This is a genomic window from Proteus appendicitidis (genome assembly GCF_030271835.1).
Taxonomy (GTDB): domain Bacteria; phylum Pseudomonadota; class Gammaproteobacteria; order Enterobacterales; family Enterobacteriaceae; genus Proteus; species Proteus appendicitidis.
The window spans coordinates 3,074,405-3,095,530 of the sequence record NZ_CP127389.1; the positions used below are offsets into that span (position 1 = coordinate 3,074,405).

The window sequence follows — 21,126 nt, forward strand, 5'->3', positions numbered from 1 at the left end:
AAATAAAATGAAAAATATTATTAGATTAGGTGATCTAACATCACATGGAGGAAAAGTTATATCATCAAGCTCTACTCTTATTATTAATGGAAAAAAAGCTACTCTTCTTTATGATATTGTTTCATGCCCTCTACATGGGGATAATCAAATTATTGAAAGTAGTTCACATTATAATGAAAATGGTAAAGGAATTGTGTTTGATGGTTGTAAAACACAATGTGGCGCTATTGTTTACTCTACTTGTAATGATATGGAAATATAAATGAAATATTGGATACCTCCTTACAATCCGCCACCTTGGGAAAATAAACCATTTCCATTACTAACTTTAAGTAGCTTTATAATATTTATAAATATAGCTTATTTCTTAATTTTAAGATCCACATTAAAAATTGACTTTAAAAACTATATTACAAGTAATGATGGTTTTATATTATTTTCAATCATTTTCCTTTTCTCATTATTTTTAATGTCTATCTATATCTTATTTTGGGAGGTAAAAAAAACACTATATATTTACTGGTGCTTTTGGCAGGCGGATTTATTAACTAAATGGATTAAATTAAAACAAGATAAATTATATCTAATCTATTCAAATATAGCATCTCACAATTTATCAATTATTTCTGACTTCAATAACGAAAGTTCATTTGAAAAAGCAGAAACAAACAATAGATTAATAGATTTAGAAAGAGAAGGTGTTGTTGGTGAAGAAAGAGTTTTTTACATAGTGGAACTTTTAATAAATAGTATTAAAGGTATAGAGATCAGTAAAAAAGAAAAATATTTTGTTATAATAAATAGTTTGTTTGAGCAGAGTGACTTCATAAAAAACAAAATAAAATATTTTCTAAATAGCCACCTAAGTAATTATGAAATAATTTTCCAAGCCAAACCAAACTATAACAATCAATTTAATACAATACGAAATAAAAAGTTAATTACACTTATCTTTTCAATAAACTATTATGCGTTAAATACTAATGAAGAGAATGAATTCTCAAGTTTAATTATACTATCCCCAAGTAAAAAGAAAGAATTTTTAAAACTTTTTCAACCAATGCCATTTAAAATAGAAAATATAGATGAAAATCTTAAAACAATGTCACTAATTCAACAACAACAGAATAAGGATATAAAACAAGTTAACTTTATTGATATTGAAAAAGAAAATTCAAATAATATTATGTTAAAATTAAGAAGTGAAAAAAGCTGTCAGCTATCCTTAGAAAACTACTCTCAAGGTTACTTTTTTAATGAATACATAGGTAATTATAAAGAATTATCTATATATCATTTATTAGCACTTATTCATTCATCAAAATTTAAAGAAATTAGTCAGCTTTTATTTTATAAATCAGATGAAAATTATTACTGCCAAACAATAGGAACAAGAAAGTCACAAATTGAAAATTATTACTTAAACATACCGAAACCATCATTTCCAATAGGAACATCTCTGGTTGGATTTTTTACTCTTACTTCCGTTATTTTTAAGAATATAATTGATCACATCGAATTTAACAGTGAAAGAATAATAATGATATCAATCTCATTCCTTTTTACTATCATAATAATTAGTGTAGTTAAAAAAATTTATATTAACTTTTACTGGAAAGTTCATTTTTTAAAAACGCTTAACAAAAAATGGAATTTATAATGAAATCAAAAATAACACGCTATCTTTCACTCTTTATCATTATCTCAATAATTTCATTAGCTACAATTGTGTTCTTATTTATTATTTTTAATAAAACTTCCATAACAGTAACTCAATCATACTTAATGATTGGTTCAGTTATTTTCTCCTTAATAGTGCTTTTTTTTCTTTCTCGTTATTTTAAACCTAATATAATTATGGATATTGAAGATAATGATAAAAAAGATAAGATAAATAAAAAGAATGACAGAGTAAATGATTGGAATAAATATATAAAAGAAAATTACTCATTTACTTACAAGTCAAAACTATCAATCCAACTCCTCATCGGCACCCCTACTTCTATCGAAAAACTCATCCCCAATTTAACAACGGACATTTGGCAAGAAAGCAACGGCACTTTGTTGATTTATGGGGGCGATATTCATCAACCGATTGATGACAGTTTAATTCAGGATTTAAAACAACTGCGTCGTCGTCGCCCTGTTGATGCCATTATTTGGGTATCTGAAAATAGCTTATCGCAACAACCGCTGGAGCATTCCTTATTTAATCACTTAAATCCAACCAATACAGACACCGCAAGCCGTTATTTCCACCAGCTATTTCAACAACTGCGCTGGCAAGCGCCCATTTGGCTTTGGAATATCAGTCATAACGGTGAGATGATCGCAGAAGATGCCCCCGTCATACTCTACTCAGCACCTTTAAAAGCCACCTCTGACTCACTTTCTGATGACTTAAAAACGCTTTTACCTGCATTAGTGGAACAAGGTACACAGGCGGTCTTACACAATCAAACACACACCTATTTACTGGCTTTAGCCCGTTTTTTACAGCATGAAGGCAGTGAAAAACTTGCCAACAATTTGGCACCACTTTTATCCGGTTATCGCTCATTGCCGTTTGCAGGTGTGCTCTTTAGTACACCTGCTTACCATAATGTGTCTGTTGCTTCATCACAAAATCATCAATGGGCTTTAAATTCCCATTGGAAAACACTGCTCACGGCAAATTCACAACTGCCTTCTCCGCTTAAAGCGTCACCTTTAGGTCTAAATTCAAAACGTATTTTGCAATATACCGTTGCAACGGCGATGACACTGTGGGGGATCGGTATGGTGGTCTCTTATTTTATGAATCGCCAATTAATTACCCAAAGCCAACAACAAGCGCAATTGGCAACAGACAATCATCAATCTGAATTTGCCCGCTTACAAGCTCAATATGGCTTACAGCAAACATTGGGTTTATTGAGTTATCGTGAGCAGACTTCGGTTCCCTTTTGGTTACGTTTTGGCTTAAGCAGTAATAATCCATTACTTAGCCAGTTATGGCCAGTTTATAGCCAATCCATGTTGCCGTTATTACGTGATTCGACCCAGCAACACCTTGAAAATTATCTTCAAGCCTTTATGCAATTACCCCCTGAAAGCCCAGAACGTATTGACGGTGCGCAATCCGCTTATCAAGCATTAAAGGCCTATTTAATGATGAGCGATCCTTCTCGTATCGAACCTGAGTTTTTTACTGAAAGTGTCCTCAATATCTGGCATCAAAATGAAGGTCTAAAAGACGGTGAATGGCAAACGTTAGGCACGGAATTATTAACCTTCTATGCTGCTCAATTACCTTATCACAATGAATGGACTATCAAGCCTAATCGCACCTTGGTTGCCGGAAGCCGCACTATTCTGATACGCCAAATTGGTCAACGTAATGGCGAGTCTGCGCTTTACCAAAAAATCTTACAACAGGCACAGCATAACTTTGCGGACATGACGTTAGATGATATGACGGGGGATACTGATGTCAGTTTCTTACTCAGTACCAAGGAAATCATACCGGGAATTTTTACGCGTAAAGCCTGGGAAGAATCAATTGAACCAGCGATTAAAAAAGCCGTTTATGAAAGACGAGAAGAAATCGATTGGGTATTAAGTGACACCCAAAAAGAAACGGATATCGATATCTCTCCTGAAAAACTGCAACAGAACCTAACAGAACGCTATTTTAACGATTTTTCAGGAAGTTGGTTAACCTTCCTCAATGGCTTACAGTGGCGAGAAACGCAAAGTCTCTCAGATACCATCGATCAACTCACATTAATGAGCGATGTCAGACAATCCCCCATTATTGCTTTAATGAATACGCTTTCCTATCAAGGCAAAACAGGTCGTCAGCAAGAAAAATTAGCAGACTCTTTTGTTAACTCAGCCAAAGATTTATTAAACAAAGAACAACAACCTGTTATTAGCCAAAAAGCCGAATTCACAGGACCTTTAGAGCCTGTTTTTGCCCCGATACTGGCCTTTACTGATCCCCAATCTTCAGCACAAAATAGTGATGCATTAAGCTTACAAGCTTATCTCACACGCGTAACTAGAGTACGTTTAAAACTCCAGCAAGTCGTTAATGCCCCCGATCCACAAGCCATGTCTCAAGCATTAGCCCGAAGTGTTTTTGAAGGAAAAACAGTCGATTTATCAGAAACGCAAGATTACGGTAGTTTAATCGCAGCCAGCTTTGGTCAAGAGTGGAATGGTTTTGGGCAAACACTTCTGGTACAACCCTTATCTCAAGCGTGGCAACAGTTGTTAGCGCCAACGTCACAAGGCATCAACACTCAATGGCGAAATGCTATTGTTAATGACTGGAATAGAGCCTTTGGCGGTCGTTACCCACTTAAAAGCACCCAAAGTGAGATTTCACTGCCGTTAATGGCGCAATATTTACGCCCTGATAACGGTCGTATCCAGCGTTTTCTTGAGACTCACCTTAACGGTGTTTTACATAAAGAAGGAACACACTGGGTACCTGATACCACAAATGCACAAGGCTTAACCTTTGATCCTGAATTCTTAAAAGCATTAGATAAGCTAAGTTACCTAGGCGATGTGGTTTTTGCCAATGGTGAAGCACGCCTTTATTTTGAGTTACGCCCGGGGACTTCGCCCGATATTATGCAAACCCATCTAATGATAGATAAACAGTCGCTCATCTATGATAACCAACAACCGCAATGGCAACGTTTTGTTTGGCCCGCGGATACGGTTGCCTCTGGCGCATCTCTTAGTTGGATAACTACCCAGACGGGCGCACGTATCTATGGCGATTATCGCGGTGTTTGGGGCATGATCCGTTTACTGGAAGATGCCAACATCGCCCCTTATGCCGGTAGCACCAGCAGTTATTCCATCAGTTGGAAAACCTTAAACGGTCAGTCACTTAATTACACCTTAAGAACAGAAATGGGCGAGGGTCCTATCGCACTTTTACAACTACGCAATTTCGTTTTACCGGAAAAGATCTTCTTGGATTAACTAAACCTACTCTCTCAAAAGGAAATACGCTCACGATGTCCTTATTGGATACCTTAATCTCATCATGCTTTGCTGATGATACAAACAAAGTACAACAACTTGCTCAACAACAAATCATTTTATGGGATCGTTGGCTATTACCGATTACCCCTAATCAACCTGTGGGTGATGATCCCAGTTATGAAGATGACTTTGAGCGAATGAAAGAAGAAGTTAATAAACTATCAGGGGCTGATACTGAACTGATTTGCTTACTCGCTGAAAAATTGTTGCTCAATTTCTGCAAAGATGTGCGTGTTGTCACTTATTATATTTGGGCGCGTTTACACAAAGAAGGTGAGCACGGGCTTGCCGATTCTTTAGGGCTTTTAAGTGGGTTGCTTATTCGCTATCACGACACGTTATTACCTAGCCGAGCCACTAGCCGGAAATCGGCTTTAGAGTGGTTATCAGGGCAGCGCGTTTTAGATAGCTTATCGCTGTATCCTGAAGTCGATCGTCATGAGTTTTCTCGTATTATCGCTTTATTAGCCACCATTGAAACGGAGCTTGAAACATGGAATGAAGCTGAAAAGCCACAACTTGCAGGATTATATCAGGCACTCGAAAAACGCCTTGCTCAATCAGGTGGAACAAACAGCGTTGTACCACAGAACATTAGCCGAGCTGAATCGACTTACAGCCATTCATCCCCCCCTTCAGTTTCACAAAGTACACCAATAGAGACAATACAATCAGGTCGTGAATTATTAGATCAATCTAAAATGCTTGCTAACTACTTACGAAATCAACCCAATGGCTGGTTAGCAGGACATAGATTAATGAAAGTTGTGAGATGGGATACACTTCATCAACTTCCACCACAAGATCAGCAAGGGTGTACTCGTCTTTCTCCGCCAAGAACCGATGCAAGAGCGCAACTTAAACGCCTCTACTTACAACAAAGTTGGGGGGAGCTGGCCGAGCAAGCTGATAAGCTTTTTGCAGAAGGTGTTAACCATTTTTGGTTAGATGTGCAGTGGTATCTCTATCAAGCACTTAGTAAATCACCAGCACCTTGGAACGCATGGTCTGATATTATAAAAAACGATTTAAAACAATTCCTTACCCGCCTTCCTGATTTAGAAAAATTATCATGGGAAGATGGTACGCCATTTGCCGATGAAGTAACATTAAGTTGGATAAAACAACATGTTATGGAAGAAAACTTTGATACCATGCAAGGGTTATCAAACAGTTACTCTCATCCATCTGATGATGAACCAATATTGGCATTAGAAACCGAAGCTATTACACAAGCAGATAATGAAGGCATAGAAGTTGCCTTAAAATGGCTACAACATCGCCCCGATATCAGCACTTCAAGACAAAAATGGTTATTAAACCTCATTATGGCACGAGTAGCAGAACAATTTGCTCGCCATGATCTGGCATTAAATTTATTACGCGAACTCGATAAAAAAGCACTTTCGATGTCATTAACGCAATGGGAGCCTAACTATGTTTTTGAAGTGAAAGCACGACAACTTCACCTTTATCGAGCCAAAATTCAACGTAACACCTCAGATAAAACGCATATTGAACAACAGATGGAGCTGTTATTGCGTGAATTAACTGCGATCGACCCCGTTCGCTCTGCAATTTTATATTCCTAATCTTTTACTCTACTCTCCATCATTCTAAATACAGCGAATCAACAACGCTGAATTTGAAGTATGAAGAGCATATAAGTCAAGGTATCAAACTAATGGATGATTTAACCCTTCGCTATTTTGATGCAGAAATGCGCTATCTTAGAGAAGCCGCCAAAGAGTTTGCACAAGCCCATCCTGATAGAGCTGCAATGCTCGATTTAGATAAAGCAGGTACGCCCGACCCTTTTGTTGAGCGTTTATTTGAAGGCTTTGCTTTCTCAATGGGACAATTAAGACAAAAAATTGATGATGATTTACCTGAATTAACAGAAGGGCTTGTTAGTTTATTGTGGCCTCATTATTTACAGACAATCCCTTCATTATCCATTGTTGAATTAGCCCCTGATATTCAAAAAATGAAAATGACGGATAAAATACCAGCTCAATTTGAAGTTCTTTCTCGCCCTATTGGCCCTAAAAAAACGGTTTGTCACTATCGAACAACTCAAGATTTAACGATTAATCCAATCAAAATAGCGTCTGTTAATTTAACGACAGAGCCTGATGGGCGTTCAACTATCCGGTTGAAATTTACATGCAGCGAAATAATTAATTGGCCTGAAGTTAATCTGCATGCTCTCTCATTTTATTTATCTGGCGATATTCCGACAACCAATGCACTGCATTTAGCATTAACGAAACAAGTGGCAAAAACGTATTTAAAACTCCCTCAATCAAAAGATAGAATTGCAATTCCTCTCTATTTTTCACCGGGAGGATTTAAAGATACCGACACGCTTTGGCCTAAAGGAGATAGCACATTCAGTGGCTATCAATTATTACTCGAATATTTTTCTTTTCGTGAAAAATTTATGTTTGTATCACTTAATGGATTAGGTGATATCCATTTTCCTGAAGAAACATCAACATTTGAATTGGATTTTGTTCTTAATACGTTATGGGATAGCGACCTCACATTAAATAGTGAAAATATTCGCTTACATTGCGTACCCGTTATCAATCTTTTTAATATAGAAGCCGATCCACTGACTGTTAATGGATTGGAAAGCGAATATTTATTACGCCCTCGTCGTATTCAAGATGGGCATACTGAAATCTATAGTGTTGATAGCGTGCATGGCTCTCAACGGACAAATGAAGCGGTTTATGTACCATTTACCAGCTTTCGCCATCGTGGTGGTATGTTACGGCATAATGCACCTGAACGTTATTATCATACCCGTGTGAAACGTGGTGTAACGGGTCTTCATGATACTTGGCTTATATTAGGAGGGGAAAAACAAGAGATTGATTTAGCAACCCAAACAGAAACACTCTCATTACAGCTCACAGGAACTAATGGGCAATTGCCCCGTAAAGCACTGCAAAGTACATTGCTTGATAGAACCGAACAAACCTTACAGATCCCATTAACCGTCCATAATTTATGTAAACCCACCTTACCACTTTATCCTCCGTCTGAAGATCGTTTCCACTGGCGAGTGCTAAGTCACTTAGGTTCAAGTTTTCTTAACATGATGGATAATGCTGAAGTGCTAAGAGGCACTCTCGCACTTTATGATTGGCGAGATGATGATATGAACCATAGAAAACTCGATGCCATTATTCATGTTGAACACCATTTAATTGAACGCTTTGAGAAAGGTTTTTTACAACGAGGTATTGATATCGAAGTGACGTTAGACAGTAATGGTTTTAATGGTGAAGGTGATATTCATTTATTTGGTGAAATGCTTAATCGTTTTTTTGCACTTTATGCCGATGTTCATCTTTTTAATCAATTAACACTGATTATTTTGCCAACAGGAAAACGAATTCAATGGAAAGAAAGCCACAACCCACAGCTATCCCGTTAATTCAAAAGTTAGGTGAAAAATTACCTTATGTGAATTTCTACCGCTTTTGCCAATTACTCGAAAAATCCAATTCTACATGCTATGAATTAGGTCGTTCTCACAATCCCAAAGACGATCCTATCCGTTTTCGCCCTCATCGAGGTATGGGTTTTCCAGTGACGGAAATCAAAGGAATTGACTCTCTTGATAAATATCGAAACAGCACAGTGCCAAGCTTACGAACTACCTTTCTGGGGCTTTATGGTATCACGTCACCACTTCCTACATCTTATCTGGATGATATTGCGCAATATCGCGATGGCACAGATCCACTCACTGATTTTTTAGATATTTTTAACCATCGTCTTACCACTCAATTTTATCGGATCTGGCGCAAATACTCTTATCCTGCGACTTTTGGAGAAGGAGGATCAGATAAAACATCACAATATCTTTATGGCTTAATTGGTTTAGGTATTCCAGGTTGTGCTAATCATGTGCAATCACCTTTATCTCGCTTTTTAGCGCTATTAGGGATCTTACGTTTACCAACACGCACAGCCGAAGGTATTAGCGCATTAGTAAAATTATTAGCGCCATCAACAAAGGCCAGAATTATTCCTCATGATCCACGAAGAATAGCGTTGGATAGCCCTACAACAATGTCATGCTCATCCCCTATTACATTAGAAAATAAACCCGTTTTAGGTCGCTACGCGATAGATGTAAATAGCCAAGTATTAATAAAGCTACATACTGAAGATAAAGATGAAGCAAAAAGCTGGTTACCTGATGGCGATATTTACCAAGACTTTATGGCATTACTTCGTGTCTATTTAGGCTCCCGCGTTAATGCGCGACTGCGTTTAACATTACCGAGAGATTTATTACCTGATGCAACACTAAGTACTTCAAAAAGCCAAGGCGTGCAACTAGGTAGAACTGCGGTTATGCGACCTCATAACATGACTGAAAAATCACCTGTCACTTCTTTTATCACCATAGGTCTTGGTTTTTATCAATATCTAACACTCCGCACTCAACATTATAAAAGTGATGAATATGGCAATTATCAATTTTAAATCGCAAACATTTTTTTCTTCTATCCGCCGATTAACATTACTATTTATAGTAACGTTTGCAATTGTAGGTTGTGGTCTAACACAAACCATTAGTGATGGTACGGTCTCTTTAACTAAATCTATTTTTTATAAACAAATAAAAATATTGCATTTGGATTTTACTGCAAGAGAAGCACTTAATACTGATGATAATGGTTCATCACTTTCCGTGATTGTTCGGGTATTTCAACTAAAATCAGCGGATACTTTTAATGATAGCGACTATCTCTCACTGTTTAATCAAAATGACGATATTTTAAAATCCTCTTTATTAGCGCAAAAAGATTTACGTATTCGTCCTGGTGAATCTATTGCTCTCGATATGCCAATGGAAAAAGAAACCGAATTTGTCGCCATTGCCACAATGTTTCATACACCAGATGAAGCCAAAAATAACTGGCGTATTGTTATTCCTAAAAACGAACTCGATCCTGATAAAGCGCGTAAAATTGTGCTTGCTGAAAATACACTGACATTACAACCTTTGGATAAAAAATAACGATGCCACAACCGTCTCTCTATGAAATGCTAACTGGTTATTTTTCAGGTGGATTACCTGTTGATTCTATATCAGAAGAAGATCAGGTTATTCTTTCTGTTATGGATAATATTCGTCGAATATTAAATTCACGAGCAGGAACATTAAAACATCTACCGGATTATGGTTTACCTGATATGAGTAAAATAATTCAAGGGCTACCCGGAAGTTCACATAAAGTAATGGCTATATTATCAACAACATTACTAAAATATGAGCCTAGAATAAAATCCGTCACACTAGGTATATTACCTGAAAATAAATTTGGAAAATTGCGTTATTCTTTAGATATTGAATTACATCAGCGTGGGCTTATACGTTATGGTACTGAATTCTTACCTGATGGACGAATATTTCTCCATCATCTAAAAAAACAATTTCAGTTATATTAAGCTTATCTTCCTCTATCTCAATTTCTATCTCCATTTAGATTTCTCTTTATAAAATTTAGACCTTAAATTAACTTGAGGCTATTATGAATTCTTACTTAGATTCACTTCCAGTTGGTGGTGATCCTCGTGTATTTAATCAATTTCTTAGTATTAAAGAAGAACTTGATAAACGCTTTCATCCAGCACGCCCTGACATTAATTGGCAATATGTTCATGAATTATGCATTTCTTTACTTAATCAAAATGGTGTCGATCTTCAAACAGCAGCTTGGTTTGTTTTGTGTCGCCAACATCAATCTGGGCTGGATGGTTTAAATGAAGGTCTTTACCTAATCCATAAAATATTGACCCAATATTGGCAAACATTATGGCCAGTGCAAACTCATACTCGTATCAATATTCTTTCATCCTTAAGCCAACAGCTAATCTCTGGTATTCGTGGAACTACTTTTGTTTATTCTGACTTATCAATCCTTTATCAAATTGAAGAATTACTAAAGAGTATCAATCATCATCTTCAAATATTAGAAATTAAACATCTTGTTCAATTTGATTATCTAGAGAACTTAATTATTGCTCAAGCTAGGCAGTTAGAGAATGCAGACACATTAGATAGCAATTTTAATTCTCTCGATTTATCCTCTACTATCAATAAAGAAAATGAGATCCTCCCTCAAATTATCGATACAACTTTATCTGCATCATCGACTCCCCTTAATACTAATGAAAGTATTACGTCACCAAAAACCTATATATCCTCCTCCATTTCATTACACTCTCCCGTAAAAAAAACATATCGGCAGGAGCTATGGCGGGGTATTTTAATTGGCATACTAACTAGTAGTTTATTCTTTGTTATCCTATTTTATTTTTGGTTATCTGAATTAAAAAATAACAACCTGACAGATGCTTTCCCTTATATCCCAACCATTAATGCCCATGCTGGCTCTTTTATTGAACAACAAACTGCAAATAGTAAAAATATCACAAAGACACTCAATGCTCCGCAGATAGGCGTGATCCAACAGCGTTTAAACGAACTTGCCTTGCTTTCTCCCACATGGGCGCAGAGTTATGGGCTAGAAGTAATCCGCTATTTGAACGAGCAATATGAAGATAATCCAGAACTTTTATCGTTTACACAGCTTTGGAAGAATAATCTAAAAATAAATGCCACCACTGATGAACAACTTAATCAATGGTCTAAAGGTATGACTGAACTCGACAGGTTAAGCCAAAGATTAGATAGCTTTGATGGTAATCCTAAAAATTACATTACAGGCTCCGAATTAAAATCTATCATCTTCAAAGCTCGTCAACATTTCAATCAAGCTAAACCTTTAGAAGAAGAGCTACGCTTACTTGAAAAACAACCGACACGAAATGCAATTTCAGACTATGAGTATCAACAAATAGATAATCATTTTAAACAACTATTAAATCGATATTCGTTATTACAATCTAAATAAGGAAACAATATGTACGTTATAAGGAATTTAATACTTATTGTCATTGTTAGTTTATTAAATGGCTGCATTATGGGTTCACCTTATGGCGGACTTATCTTTGTTGGCCCAATAGATTTAATTAAAATAGCCTCAGAATCCAAAGATGAAAGAAAAACCCCATTTCAAAATACTCAATCAACCCCTGTCATTTATTATGATAATATACAAAGAACAGTAACAGTTGCAGATATTACATTAAATCAAGAAGATATATTTACATCTAAAAATAATATTGGCTCAATAGACTTTATATTTCCTGATGAAGATGAATACAAGATTATATTAGAGCTTAATTATCAAAATGATAAATATCAGGTACTAGAATCAAAAATAAATTTAGTTATGAACAATAAAGAAAATAAATTACCATTAATTGATTATAGTAAAAGAGATATTCGCTATCCTGATTACAAATTATCCTATATTGGCCTTTATATTTTTAGCAAAAAAAATACTTTTAAACTAAAAATAACCCTTATTAACTCTCAATCAGAAACGAATCACAGCCAAAATGAAGATATAATACTTAAAAATGAACACTCAATATTGAAATCAAAAATAATAATAGATGAAAAAGATTATAAAATTGACAAAACCACCTATTATTAATTTAAAAATCAAAAATATCATAATCACACTGTTTTTATAATGATAGCAATATCCATTAAAAAGTAACCAATTATTACAAAATAGTCTTTAAATTAAAAATCGAGAAAGTAAATAATAATGAAATAACGCTATCAAACCATATAGTTATAACATAATTAAATCATCATATAATGACAAAAAAGGAATGACTCTCATTATATTCAAGAAAATACAAGTAAATTCACGTATATTTAATTACTAAAACAAAAAATCAATTAATAAGATTTATCTTTATTAAAATTACGTATTAATAAAAAACACCTTATTTACATTCTGTTTCAATTACCAACACTAATAAATATTAATTTTTAATAAACTATTTGTAATAAGTTTTGTTAGTTATTTATATTTTAAGGTATTTAAATGAATATAAAAATGTTTGTTATTTCATTAGCATTAATTTCTTTTAGCGCACAAGCATTGATCATTAATGAAAATAATCCGCCCGAATATCAATCTTTTAAATCAAATTATTCTGATATGATTGAATTGGCTAATAAATCACGTTTACCACATCGGATATTCTATACTTCACCAAGTACAGGTGAAAATGCACTATGGTTTGATGCGGTTAAACATGGTGATTTAAATGAAGTCAAAAAGATGCTTGCCGATGGTCAAAATATTGAAGCGAAAGACACGGGAAGCTTAGAACAAACCGCGCTGGGATGGGCTGCGTTTATTGGTGACGAAGAAATGGTTGATTATCTCATTTCGCAAGGCGCAAGCCTTTGGGCTACGGATAAAGGCGATGTTTATAATGTTTTTAAATCAGCAGTATTAGGAAATAACGTCAATGTAGTAAAAAAAATTCACGACCTAATGAGAAGTGATATTGAACTCAATAACCAAAGAGTAGAAAGCGATGGTGAAACATTTATAATGATTGCAGCCAGTAATAATCGCCTTGAGACAGTAAAGTACCTTATTTCTAAAGGTGCTGATGTTAACCTTGTTACAACAACGCAAGATAAATCATTGTTTTCTTATAACCACAGCGCGTTAAGTTATGCTTGCCAAAATAATCTTAAAGAGATGCAGAAACTATTGATTAGAAACGGCGCTATAAATCATATAACAGGTACAACTCGCTGCCATTAAATACACAAAAGCCATCCTATAATAAGATGGCTTTTGTGCTATTAGTTATTGAGATTAATTATTGAGATTAGTTATTGAGTTTTGAGAAATAGAATTTTAATTAAAAAAACTAAAAGATGACTCAATATATTTATCAGAACTCAATATCAACAAATAAAATACCAATTTTTTAAACAACTTTCTTCTTTCTAAATATAACTATTTCACTTGGTTGAGTTATCGACTGCTTATCCTCAAAAACCATAAAATCTGTTTTTTTAGCCTCTAAGATAAGACTTTGAGGTGTAACACCAAGTATATAAGAAATAATAATCAATTGTTCTACTGTTATTTTTAAATATCCACTCTCTAATTGAGAATAATGTAGCATACTTATCCCCAATCTTTCAGACATTTCATTTTCTGTTATTCTCAATTGTCTTCTTATCATTTTTATTATATTCCCAACTTTGGTGTTAATCATCCCTTATTCTCCTTCTTTTATTAGATGATTACATCGATAAAACACCGAATTATAGTTTATAAACTATCAAACCATAAACTGAAAATACTTAACTATTAGTGGTTGAATAACCGTAATATTACTTATTCTCACTAATTCTGTTAATAAGGTTATTCCGATATTTTAAATTTAAAATAATTTACATTTCTATATGTTATTTTAATAATCATCAGATTTTGAGTAACAATACAGTATTAAAAATCAAATAAGCAATCAATAAATATCAACAAGTTAGATGATTTTTAGTTATGATTTTAAAGAAGAAGAGAAAATTATTTCAAATAAACCACACATGAATAAAATCAATAAATTTATTGGTGAATATATTTATCGCTAATATATAAAAAATAAATATTATAAAAATATATCTTAGTTATTATTTTGCATCACCAACAATGAGATTAGAACCCAATATATTAATAATGGAATCTACTTAAATAAAAATAATAACTAATTTTATTTTTATTAACTTACATTTTATTTAGAATAAAGTAATAATTAATTATTTGAAAAATTCACTTATAAAAAATAATCTTAAATTAAAAATTAAATATTATTTTAAATTAGTTAAAAACTAACACGTTTAGTCATGATAAAGAACATACAAAAAAGCCCTCAAATTGAGGGCTTTTAAACTATATGGATTAAAATCTATAAAAACTAAATGGATTAGAATCTGTAAAGGCTAAATGGTTTTGGATCTAAAACAGGTTTTTTGCCAAGTAATAAATCAGCCGTTAATTCTGCTGATACTGGGCTTTCTGTCATACCCCAACCTGTTGCAGTATTAATGACTAAGCCTGGATACTCTTTAACTTCTGAGATAATTGGGTTCTCATCTGGTGCGATAGCCATTGCACCACTCCATTGATCAATTAATTTCGATTCTTTAAAGGCTGGGAATTCTGCTTTTAATTTTTCTAATGAAGCATTTAACTCAGGTAAATCTGGTAATGCAGTCATATTTCTAAATTGCTCAAACGGAGAAACTTCATCTAAGTTCCAATGCGTTGATTGCATAAATGAATTGATTAACTGCTCATTTAAAGAAATATGCACAGGGAAATCAGGTAATGCTAATAATGGCAGATATTTATAGCCATAAGTGAAAGATTCTTTCACTACTGGAGCTACAATAACGCGAGGAGAAGTTGCATAAGTACCATCAGCTTGTTCACGGAAGAAAATACCACCCGGTAAAGCAACGTTGCCACCTGGTGCTGCTGGTGAACCACTGATTAACTGTTGAGACTGGTATGCAGGCAGTGTTGGAACATCAACATTCAGATTTTGCATAAATAGGCGTGACCAAACACCACCAGCAACAACAACTTGAGAAGTTTTGATTGCACCTTTCTCTGTTACAACGTCAGAAATTACACCAGCTTGTGTTTCTAAGCCACGAGCCGCACATTGAGTGTAAATTCTAACGCCCATTTTTTTAGCGTATTCAGCCATAACGAAGGTTGCAACTTCTGGATCGAAGCTACCGGAATCTTCTTCAAAGCCAGCAATTTTCCAATCAGTTGTCGCGCCACGAAGACGTTGATTTAATTCAGCACCTTCAATAATTCTAGTTTTAAATGGAATATCAGAGCCGACATTCTTACTTCTTTCGTCAATCCATTTTCTTACGTTAACTAAATCTTCTTCATCAAGAGGAACTTCAACACGGCCTTGTGTACGATAAGTAGTATCAATGCCTACTTTAGCATTCATTTCACGCCAGCGATGTTTGCCTAAATGGTGTAATAAGAATGTTTCATCCGGCATTTTATAGCTAATTGCTTGGCCGTAGAATCTTGAAGATTGCTCACCTGCGATATTGCCCTTCTCAACAATCACAACAGATAAACCGCGTTCTACAAGGTTAATAGCTGTCATAATACCAAGAATACCAGCACCGATAACAACAACATCAGCTTGTTTTGGTAAAGCACCTTCAGTGCCTTCAACAAAGCCATGTCTTGGCGTACCCGGGACAAAACGCCCTTCGCGAGTTAACATTGGTGTCAAAATACCCGCACCAGCAGCGACAGCCACCACACTTCCACCAATGATAAATTTTCTTCTAGATATCGCCATTTTACACGTTCCTTTTACACAATGAATTATTAGCATTAAAACAATCACCCTATCTTATTTCATTTGTAAAGTATTAGTAAAGTATTTGTAAATCTTTTCGTCTGTTTTTTTCTTAAAAATCCGTACTATTTAATTTACTTATGCAAAGAAGGGGATTAATCATCATTTTGTTTTTTATCGATTATTTAAGCGCATTAAGTAAAACGAAATGATATTCAGCTAGTTTTTTTCTTGGTTTCTTCGTCGAAATATAAAATTTTTCACTATTAAAGATCTACGGCCTATTTGTTAAGTCTGGGCTTATGACACATTCAAATTGCAAATAGATAAGCTAGATCAAATAAATTGATTAACAAATAATCCACAAGATAACTAATGTTATTAAGACAATAAATTGAGCATATTGAGCATATTGAGCATATAAAGAGGAGATAACGATGAGAAATATAACAATGGATTGGTTATTTGATGTTGATTCAGAGGAAAATAAGGTGATAGTTAAAATGGTCACACTTAAGATTATATTTATCTCTATATATAACTAAATTTCAAGTGTTCATTTTTAAATCAATATTAAAATAAATCTTTTTTTGATTATTTCTATAAAAACAATAGCGTTTTTCCCTTATAAATCAACACTGTTACAATTTGAAACAAAATACACATTTTGTTACATATTAAAAATCTATGTACATTAGAACAGACTGGCTTTAGCGAGATTTCGGACATTTACGAAAGTGAATAATGTACGGAAATACACTTATAATGAGATACGAAAGCAGTAAATAACGCGTGAACAATTATTTTACGCGAAGTCACTTATCCTACGAGGATACAACGCCTTTTCTCTCCGCCCCTTCCTTTACTTCCTTTCAAAATTACTTAAGCTACTCTTATCAAATCGCAGTGCGCACTGGCTGATTTTTATCGAAAGGACTTCAACAAAATGATTTGTTGAAAAACGATTATTCACTGTAAATTAAGGACTTGCCATGCCAACTCCATGCTATATCTCTATCGAAGGGAAAACTCAAGGCAACATCACTGCGGGCGCATTTACCGCAGAATCCGTCGGTAATATTTATGTTCAAGGCCACGAAGATGAAATGCTGGTGCAAGCATTTTCTCACGTAGTGACAGTACCGACTGATCCACAATCCGGTCAGCCTTCTGGTCAACGCGCCCATAAACCATTCCGTTTTACCGTGGCGTTAAACAAAGCGGTTCCTCTGCTATATAACGCCTTAGCTTCTGGCGAAATGCTGCCGAAAACCACGTTAAAATGGTATCGCACTTCGGTTGAAGGGAAACAAGAGCATTTCTTCACCACCACATTAACCGATGCGACTATCGTCAACATCGATTGCCAAATGCCTCACTGTCAAGATCCAGCAAAATCAGACTTCACACAGTTAATCGAAGTCTCCCTTTCTTATCGCAAAATTGATTGGGAACACACAGTTGCAGGCACTTCAGGCTCTGACGACTGGCGTGCGCCTCTCGAAGGTTAATCCTTCTTTTCACCTACACACCTTGGTGTGTAGGTGTTTCTTTGCGTTTTCTTAATGGATAAAAACAAGCGGTAGCTTGCTCAGTGGATATTGGAGCGAATGATGTTTGCGAAAGATAAAAAAAATAATTCGACCTCTCAACTTGGTGGATTAAAAAAGAAAGCGCTCGATAAAGCGCAAGCGTTAGCAATTTCTAAAGCAACCTCAGCCCTTTCAGACTCTACTCAGCAAGCCCTCGCCACAGCTCAGACGGCACAACAAGGGCTTTCGCAAGCCTCATCCATGGCATCTCAAGCCTCAGCGCTTATTCCTGGCGATGGTTTTACGGGAGGAGTAAAAAGCGACGATATGCCCGGGCTAACCTTCTCTGAAGGATTAGCTAAAAATAAAGCCTATGCCCAACTGTTAGATTCGCTATTAGGTGCGGTATCACCTTCGGGTTTAGTTTTCACCTGCCAAATTGCCGGATTGCCTGAAAGCACCTTTCAAGTCACTGAATTTAACTTAAACGAAGGGTTATCACGTTTATTTTCGCTCTCCATTAGCGCGGTTACCACCTTGCCTTTCATCGATTTTCAATCACTGTTAGGTGTGGCGTCCTCGTTAACCGTAAAACGCAATGGTAAAGAAGTCCGCACCGTGCGTGGAATATTAGCGGGCGCGGTGCAAGGCAATACTGATGGTGTAAAAACGTGGTATCACTTTGATATTCGCCCTGAAATGTGGGTAATGACGCTGAATCAAGACAGCCGTATTTTTCAGCATAAAAAAGTGCCTGAGATTTTAAAAACGCTGTTAGAAGAAGCCCATATCAAAGCAGACAGCAAATTTTACCGCGATGATTTACACCAAAAACGCCCTTATATCACACAAAAACGGGAATCCGCCTATGCGTTTTGGTGCCGTTTAGCTTTTGAAGAAGGGATTAACTTTTGGTTTGAAGAGAACCAACTGTTTTATAGCGATGAACATATGGGGATGACTGCGGGCATTCACCTAACCTATAACCCTCAAGCGGAAAGCGATATTACCGACAGCACGGCAACCACATGGCAATACGGTGAATATCTCTGTGTCGATGAAACCATTCAAAAAGACAATAACTTTATCCGCCCTTCTTACCCGTTAGCCCATCAAGCCAAATTAGAAAAAGGCGGTCAGCATAGCGTGTTTGAAAGCTATGGACGTTTTCAAGAAGATGCACAAGCAGCACCTCTCACCGCCATACGTTTTGAACAACTGCGCAACGGCAGTCGTGTGGGACGCGCCAGCACCAACTGTTTTGCCTTAATGCCGGGCAAGATTTTCTCGCTAAGCAACCACCCTAATTTAATGATGAATGACAACTGGCAAGTCATTCAAGTTTCGCATCATGGTGTACAGCCGTTAGCAGATAACGGTGGTGGCGAAGGGACTCAACTGTCTAATAGCGTCGAATTTATTCCCGGTACGCAAGAATGGCGTCCTCCACATCATTATAAACCCACTGCCGATGGCGATGAAGTTGCCACTGTGGTGGGACCTCCGGGTGAAGAGATTTACGTCAATGAAGTGGGTGCGGTGAAGGTCTATTTTCATTGGGATCGCTATGGCAAACCCGATCACAGTGCCTCGTGTTGGGTGCGCGTGGCGATGGGTTGGAATGGTAATGGCTATGGTTTTTCAGCCGTACCGCGTATCGGGCAAGAGGTGATTGTCTCTTATTTAAATGGCGATATTGATAGACCGATTATCACCGGTTGCACCTATAACGGTCGCAACGCGCCACCGTTGAAATTTCCTGAAAATATGACTCGCACCACAATCAAAACCAAAACCCATAAGGGTGACGGCTTTAATGAACTGCGCTTTGAAGATGCCGGCGGTAAGCAGGAGATTTTTATTCATGCGCAAAAGGATATGAATACCGTGGTGCTTAACAATCGCACGACGCATGTCCTTAATAGCCACGCTGAAATTATCGATAAAAATCAAGAAATGGTGGTGAAAGGTAATCGTACTGAAACCATTAATGAAAACAACACTGAATCGGTTGGTCAACATAAAAAAATCAGTGTGGGTAACACGTTAGCCATCGATGCAGGGGATGCCCTTGAACTGCGTTGCGGTGCCAGCGTGCTAAGAATGGATAGCGCAGGTCATATCACCATTAATGGTACAGAGTTTAGCTTTGAAGCCTCAGGTCCGGTGCAGATCTCGGGCAAAGATGTCGATATCAACTAGGGGTTTCGGATGCTCGCTCACGTTATTAACCAGACTCCTTTTCCTCATTTTTCCTTTGAAAAACTGGGGTATAAAGATGAACATTGGCAAACTCTTGCAGTAAAAGTCACTTGTGATTTTGATCCTCTCACGGGCAGATGTGACATTGCTGATGAGCAAAAAACGCTCATTATGGCAGATATTTACCGCACAACGCCTGAAAATAGCAGTTTATTGCACGAAACAGATCTTGTGTCTTATAAACCCAATGCTGAAATATATCTTGTGGGTACCGCCCGAACATTAGATGAAACGCCTTTAGCTCAATGGGAAACCGAGCTATCAATAGGTCAAATACATAAAAAATTGACCCTCAGTGGGTCTCGTTATTGGGAACATCACCATGATTGGCAATTAAGCCCTCCACAGCCTATTTCTGCCTTACCGCTTATTTATGAGAATGCTTATGGTGGCAAGAATAGTCTTCAAGAAGCTTATGAGAAAAATCCGGTTGGTTTAGGTTGGTATGAGAGTCGCTATCTTGATAAGGCATTTCAATATCCAGCTCCTCAAATTCACTATCCCCTTTCAGAACAAGCATTCCACCTGAATAAACCGTGGGATGTAGCGGGCTATGGGCAATATAGCCGTTGGTGGCAACAACGATCACAATTTGCAGGTACCTATAAAGACGAATGGCTCAATCAAATAAAGCCTTATTATCCTGATGATTTTAAGTCTAATTTCTTTATGAGTACGCCAGCAGATCAGCATCAACAAGGCTTTTTTGTGGGTAATGAAACCCTCTCATTAAGCGGTTTTTTCGCACAAACACCTCGTGTAGACCTTGTTTTACCTCATATTGGTTTTGTTGCCATTCCTTATTTGTCTCATTCAGAAGCCCCCTATGAGTTATTAAAGCTAGACACAATATGTGTATCACTTGATGAACAAAAGCTATACCTCACATGGCGTTATCGCCAATTGATTTCGACGATGGAAAGCACGCTGCAACTTCAGGCTTATAAGTTGTAATAAGGATATT

At 36.2% G+C, this 21,126-nt stretch carries 16 protein-coding genes; 14 read left to right on the forward strand and 2 right to left on the reverse strand.

Annotated elements, in window-relative coordinates; all coding sequences use genetic code 11:
* The first annotated feature begins 7 nt into the window (after positions 1 to 7).
* From QQS39_RS14280 to QQS39_RS14330, 11 genes are all read left to right on the forward strand, one after another.
* Positions 8 to 262: a PAAR domain-containing protein gene (locus tag QQS39_RS14280; RefSeq protein WP_151435823.1), complete on the forward strand. Its 255-nt coding sequence runs from the start codon at positions 8 to 10 to the stop codon at positions 260 to 262.
* On the forward strand, positions 263 to 1,660 hold the full coding sequence (locus QQS39_RS14285; RefSeq protein WP_285804770.1) for a hypothetical protein: 1,398 nt from the start codon (positions 263 to 265) through the stop codon (positions 1,658 to 1,660). It begins immediately after the preceding gene.
* Positions 1,660 to 4,983 carry an ImcF-related family protein gene (locus tag QQS39_RS14290; protein ID WP_285804771.1) on the forward strand — a complete coding sequence of 1,108 codons (3,324 nt, stop codon included), beginning with the start codon at positions 1,660 to 1,662 and terminating at the stop codon, positions 4,981 to 4,983. The genes QQS39_RS14285 and QQS39_RS14290 overlap by 1 nt, the downstream gene beginning before the upstream one ends.
* Before the next feature lie 35 nt (positions 4,984 to 5,018).
* The gene (tssA, locus tag QQS39_RS14295; protein ID WP_285804772.1) at positions 5,019 to 6,638 is read left to right on the forward strand and encodes a type VI secretion system protein TssA; all 1,620 of its coding nucleotides are present in this window, start codon (positions 5,019 to 5,021) and stop codon (positions 6,636 to 6,638) included.
* Positions 6,639 to 6,730: 92 nt separating this feature from the next.
* Positions 6,731 to 8,494, forward strand: coding sequence for a type VI secretion system baseplate subunit TssF (gene tssF / locus QQS39_RS14300; RefSeq protein ID WP_285804773.1), 1,764 nt, complete (start codon positions 6,731 to 6,733; stop codon positions 8,492 to 8,494).
* Complete coding sequence (gene tssG / locus QQS39_RS14305; RefSeq protein WP_285804774.1) at positions 8,458 to 9,555, forward strand: type VI secretion system baseplate subunit TssG; 1,098 nt, start codon at positions 8,458 to 8,460, stop codon at positions 9,553 to 9,555. Before tssF ends, tssG begins: the two co-directional genes overlap by 37 nt.
* Complete coding sequence (tssJ, locus tag QQS39_RS14310; protein WP_265576084.1) at positions 9,530 to 10,093, forward strand: type VI secretion system lipoprotein TssJ; 564 nt, start codon at positions 9,530 to 9,532, stop codon at positions 10,091 to 10,093. The genes tssG and tssJ overlap by 26 nt, the downstream gene beginning before the upstream one ends.
* 2 nt (positions 10,094 to 10,095) lie before the next feature.
* Positions 10,096 to 10,524: a type VI secretion system baseplate subunit TssE gene (tssE, locus tag QQS39_RS14315; RefSeq protein WP_285804775.1), complete on the forward strand. Its 429-nt coding sequence runs from the start codon at positions 10,096 to 10,098 to the stop codon at positions 10,522 to 10,524.
* A gap of 83 nt (positions 10,525 to 10,607) precedes the next feature.
* On the forward strand, positions 10,608 to 11,993 hold the full coding sequence (locus QQS39_RS14320) for a VasL domain-containing protein (RefSeq protein WP_285804776.1): 1,386 nt from the start codon (positions 10,608 to 10,610) through the stop codon (positions 11,991 to 11,993).
* 69 nt (positions 11,994 to 12,062) lie between these two features.
* Positions 12,063 to 12,641, forward strand: coding sequence for a hypothetical protein (locus QQS39_RS14325; protein ID WP_285804777.1), 579 nt, complete (start codon positions 12,063 to 12,065; stop codon positions 12,639 to 12,641).
* A gap of 402 nt (positions 12,642 to 13,043) precedes the next feature.
* Complete coding sequence (locus QQS39_RS14330) at positions 13,044 to 13,781, forward strand: ankyrin repeat domain-containing protein (RefSeq protein WP_285804778.1); 738 nt, start codon at positions 13,044 to 13,046, stop codon at positions 13,779 to 13,781.
* A gap of 169 nt (positions 13,782 to 13,950) precedes the next feature.
* Here QQS39_RS14330 and QQS39_RS14335 read toward each other — a convergent pair whose 3' ends face one another.
* A complete protein-coding gene (locus QQS39_RS14335) occupies positions 13,951 to 14,244 on the reverse strand; it encodes a helix-turn-helix domain-containing protein (protein WP_285804779.1) in 294 nt (97 codons plus the stop codon).
* Positions 14,245 to 14,952: 708 nt separating this feature from the next.
* Entirely contained in the window at positions 14,953 to 16,368 is a 1,416-nt protein-coding gene (locus tag QQS39_RS14340) for an NAD(P)/FAD-dependent oxidoreductase (RefSeq protein ID WP_151435834.1), read from the reverse strand.
* Positions 16,369 to 17,360: 992 nt separating this feature from the next.
* On the opposite strand from QQS39_RS14340, the gene QQS39_RS14345 reads away from it, so the two are divergent.
* From QQS39_RS14345 to QQS39_RS14355, 3 genes are all read left to right on the forward strand, one after another.
* Positions 17,361 to 17,879, forward strand: coding sequence for an Hcp family type VI secretion system effector (locus tag QQS39_RS14345; protein ID WP_036939804.1), 519 nt, complete (start codon positions 17,361 to 17,363; stop codon positions 17,877 to 17,879).
* Between the two features lie 102 nt (positions 17,880 to 17,981).
* Complete coding sequence (locus QQS39_RS14350; protein ID WP_285804780.1) at positions 17,982 to 20,102, forward strand: type VI secretion system Vgr family protein; 2,121 nt, start codon at positions 17,982 to 17,984, stop codon at positions 20,100 to 20,102.
* A 9-nt stretch (positions 20,103 to 20,111) separates the two neighbouring features.
* Positions 20,112 to 21,116: a DUF2169 family type VI secretion system accessory protein gene (locus tag QQS39_RS14355; RefSeq protein WP_285804781.1), complete on the forward strand. Its 1,005-nt coding sequence runs from the start codon at positions 20,112 to 20,114 to the stop codon at positions 21,114 to 21,116.
* The last annotated feature ends 10 nt before the right edge of the window (positions 21,117 to 21,126 follow it).

Coding starts and splice junctions, on each gene's coding strand:
- QQS39_RS14280 (WP_151435823.1), top strand. CDS start 8: ATGAAAAATATTATTAGATTAGGTGATCTAACATCACATGGAGGAAAA.
- QQS39_RS14325 (WP_285804777.1), top strand. CDS start 12,063: ATGGGTTCACCTTATGGCGGACTTATCTTTGTTGGCCCAATAGATTTA.
- QQS39_RS14340 (WP_151435834.1), bottom strand. CDS start 16,368: ATGGCGATATCTAGAAGAAAATTTATCATTGGTGGAAGTGTGGTGGCT.
- tssA (WP_285804772.1), top strand. CDS start 5,019: ATGTCCTTATTGGATACCTTAATCTCATCATGCTTTGCTGATGATACA.
- QQS39_RS14290 (WP_285804771.1), top strand. CDS start 1,660: ATGAAATCAAAAATAACACGCTATCTTTCACTCTTTATCATTATCTCA.
- QQS39_RS14285 (WP_285804770.1), top strand. CDS start 263: ATGAAATATTGGATACCTCCTTACAATCCGCCACCTTGGGAAAATAAA.
- QQS39_RS14350 (WP_285804780.1), top strand. CDS start 17,982: ATGTTTGCGAAAGATAAAAAAAATAATTCGACCTCTCAACTTGGTGGA.
- QQS39_RS14355 (WP_285804781.1), top strand. CDS start 20,112: ATGCTCGCTCACGTTATTAACCAGACTCCTTTTCCTCATTTTTCCTTT.
- QQS39_RS14330 (WP_285804778.1), top strand. CDS start 13,044: ATGAATATAAAAATGTTTGTTATTTCATTAGCATTAATTTCTTTTAGC.
- QQS39_RS14320 (WP_285804776.1), top strand. CDS start 10,608: ATGAATTCTTACTTAGATTCACTTCCAGTTGGTGGTGATCCTCGTGTA.
- tssJ (WP_265576084.1), top strand. CDS start 9,530: ATGAATATGGCAATTATCAATTTTAAATCGCAAACATTTTTTTCTTCT.
- QQS39_RS14335 (WP_285804779.1), bottom strand. CDS start 14,244: ATGATTAACACCAAAGTTGGGAATATAATAAAAATGATAAGAAGACAA.
- QQS39_RS14345 (WP_036939804.1), top strand. CDS start 17,361: ATGCCAACTCCATGCTATATCTCTATCGAAGGGAAAACTCAAGGCAAC.
- tssG (WP_285804774.1), top strand. CDS start 8,458: ATGGAAAGAAAGCCACAACCCACAGCTATCCCGTTAATTCAAAAGTTA.
- tssF (WP_285804773.1), top strand. CDS start 6,731: ATGGATGATTTAACCCTTCGCTATTTTGATGCAGAAATGCGCTATCTT.
- tssE (WP_285804775.1), top strand. CDS start 10,096: ATGCCACAACCGTCTCTCTATGAAATGCTAACTGGTTATTTTTCAGGT.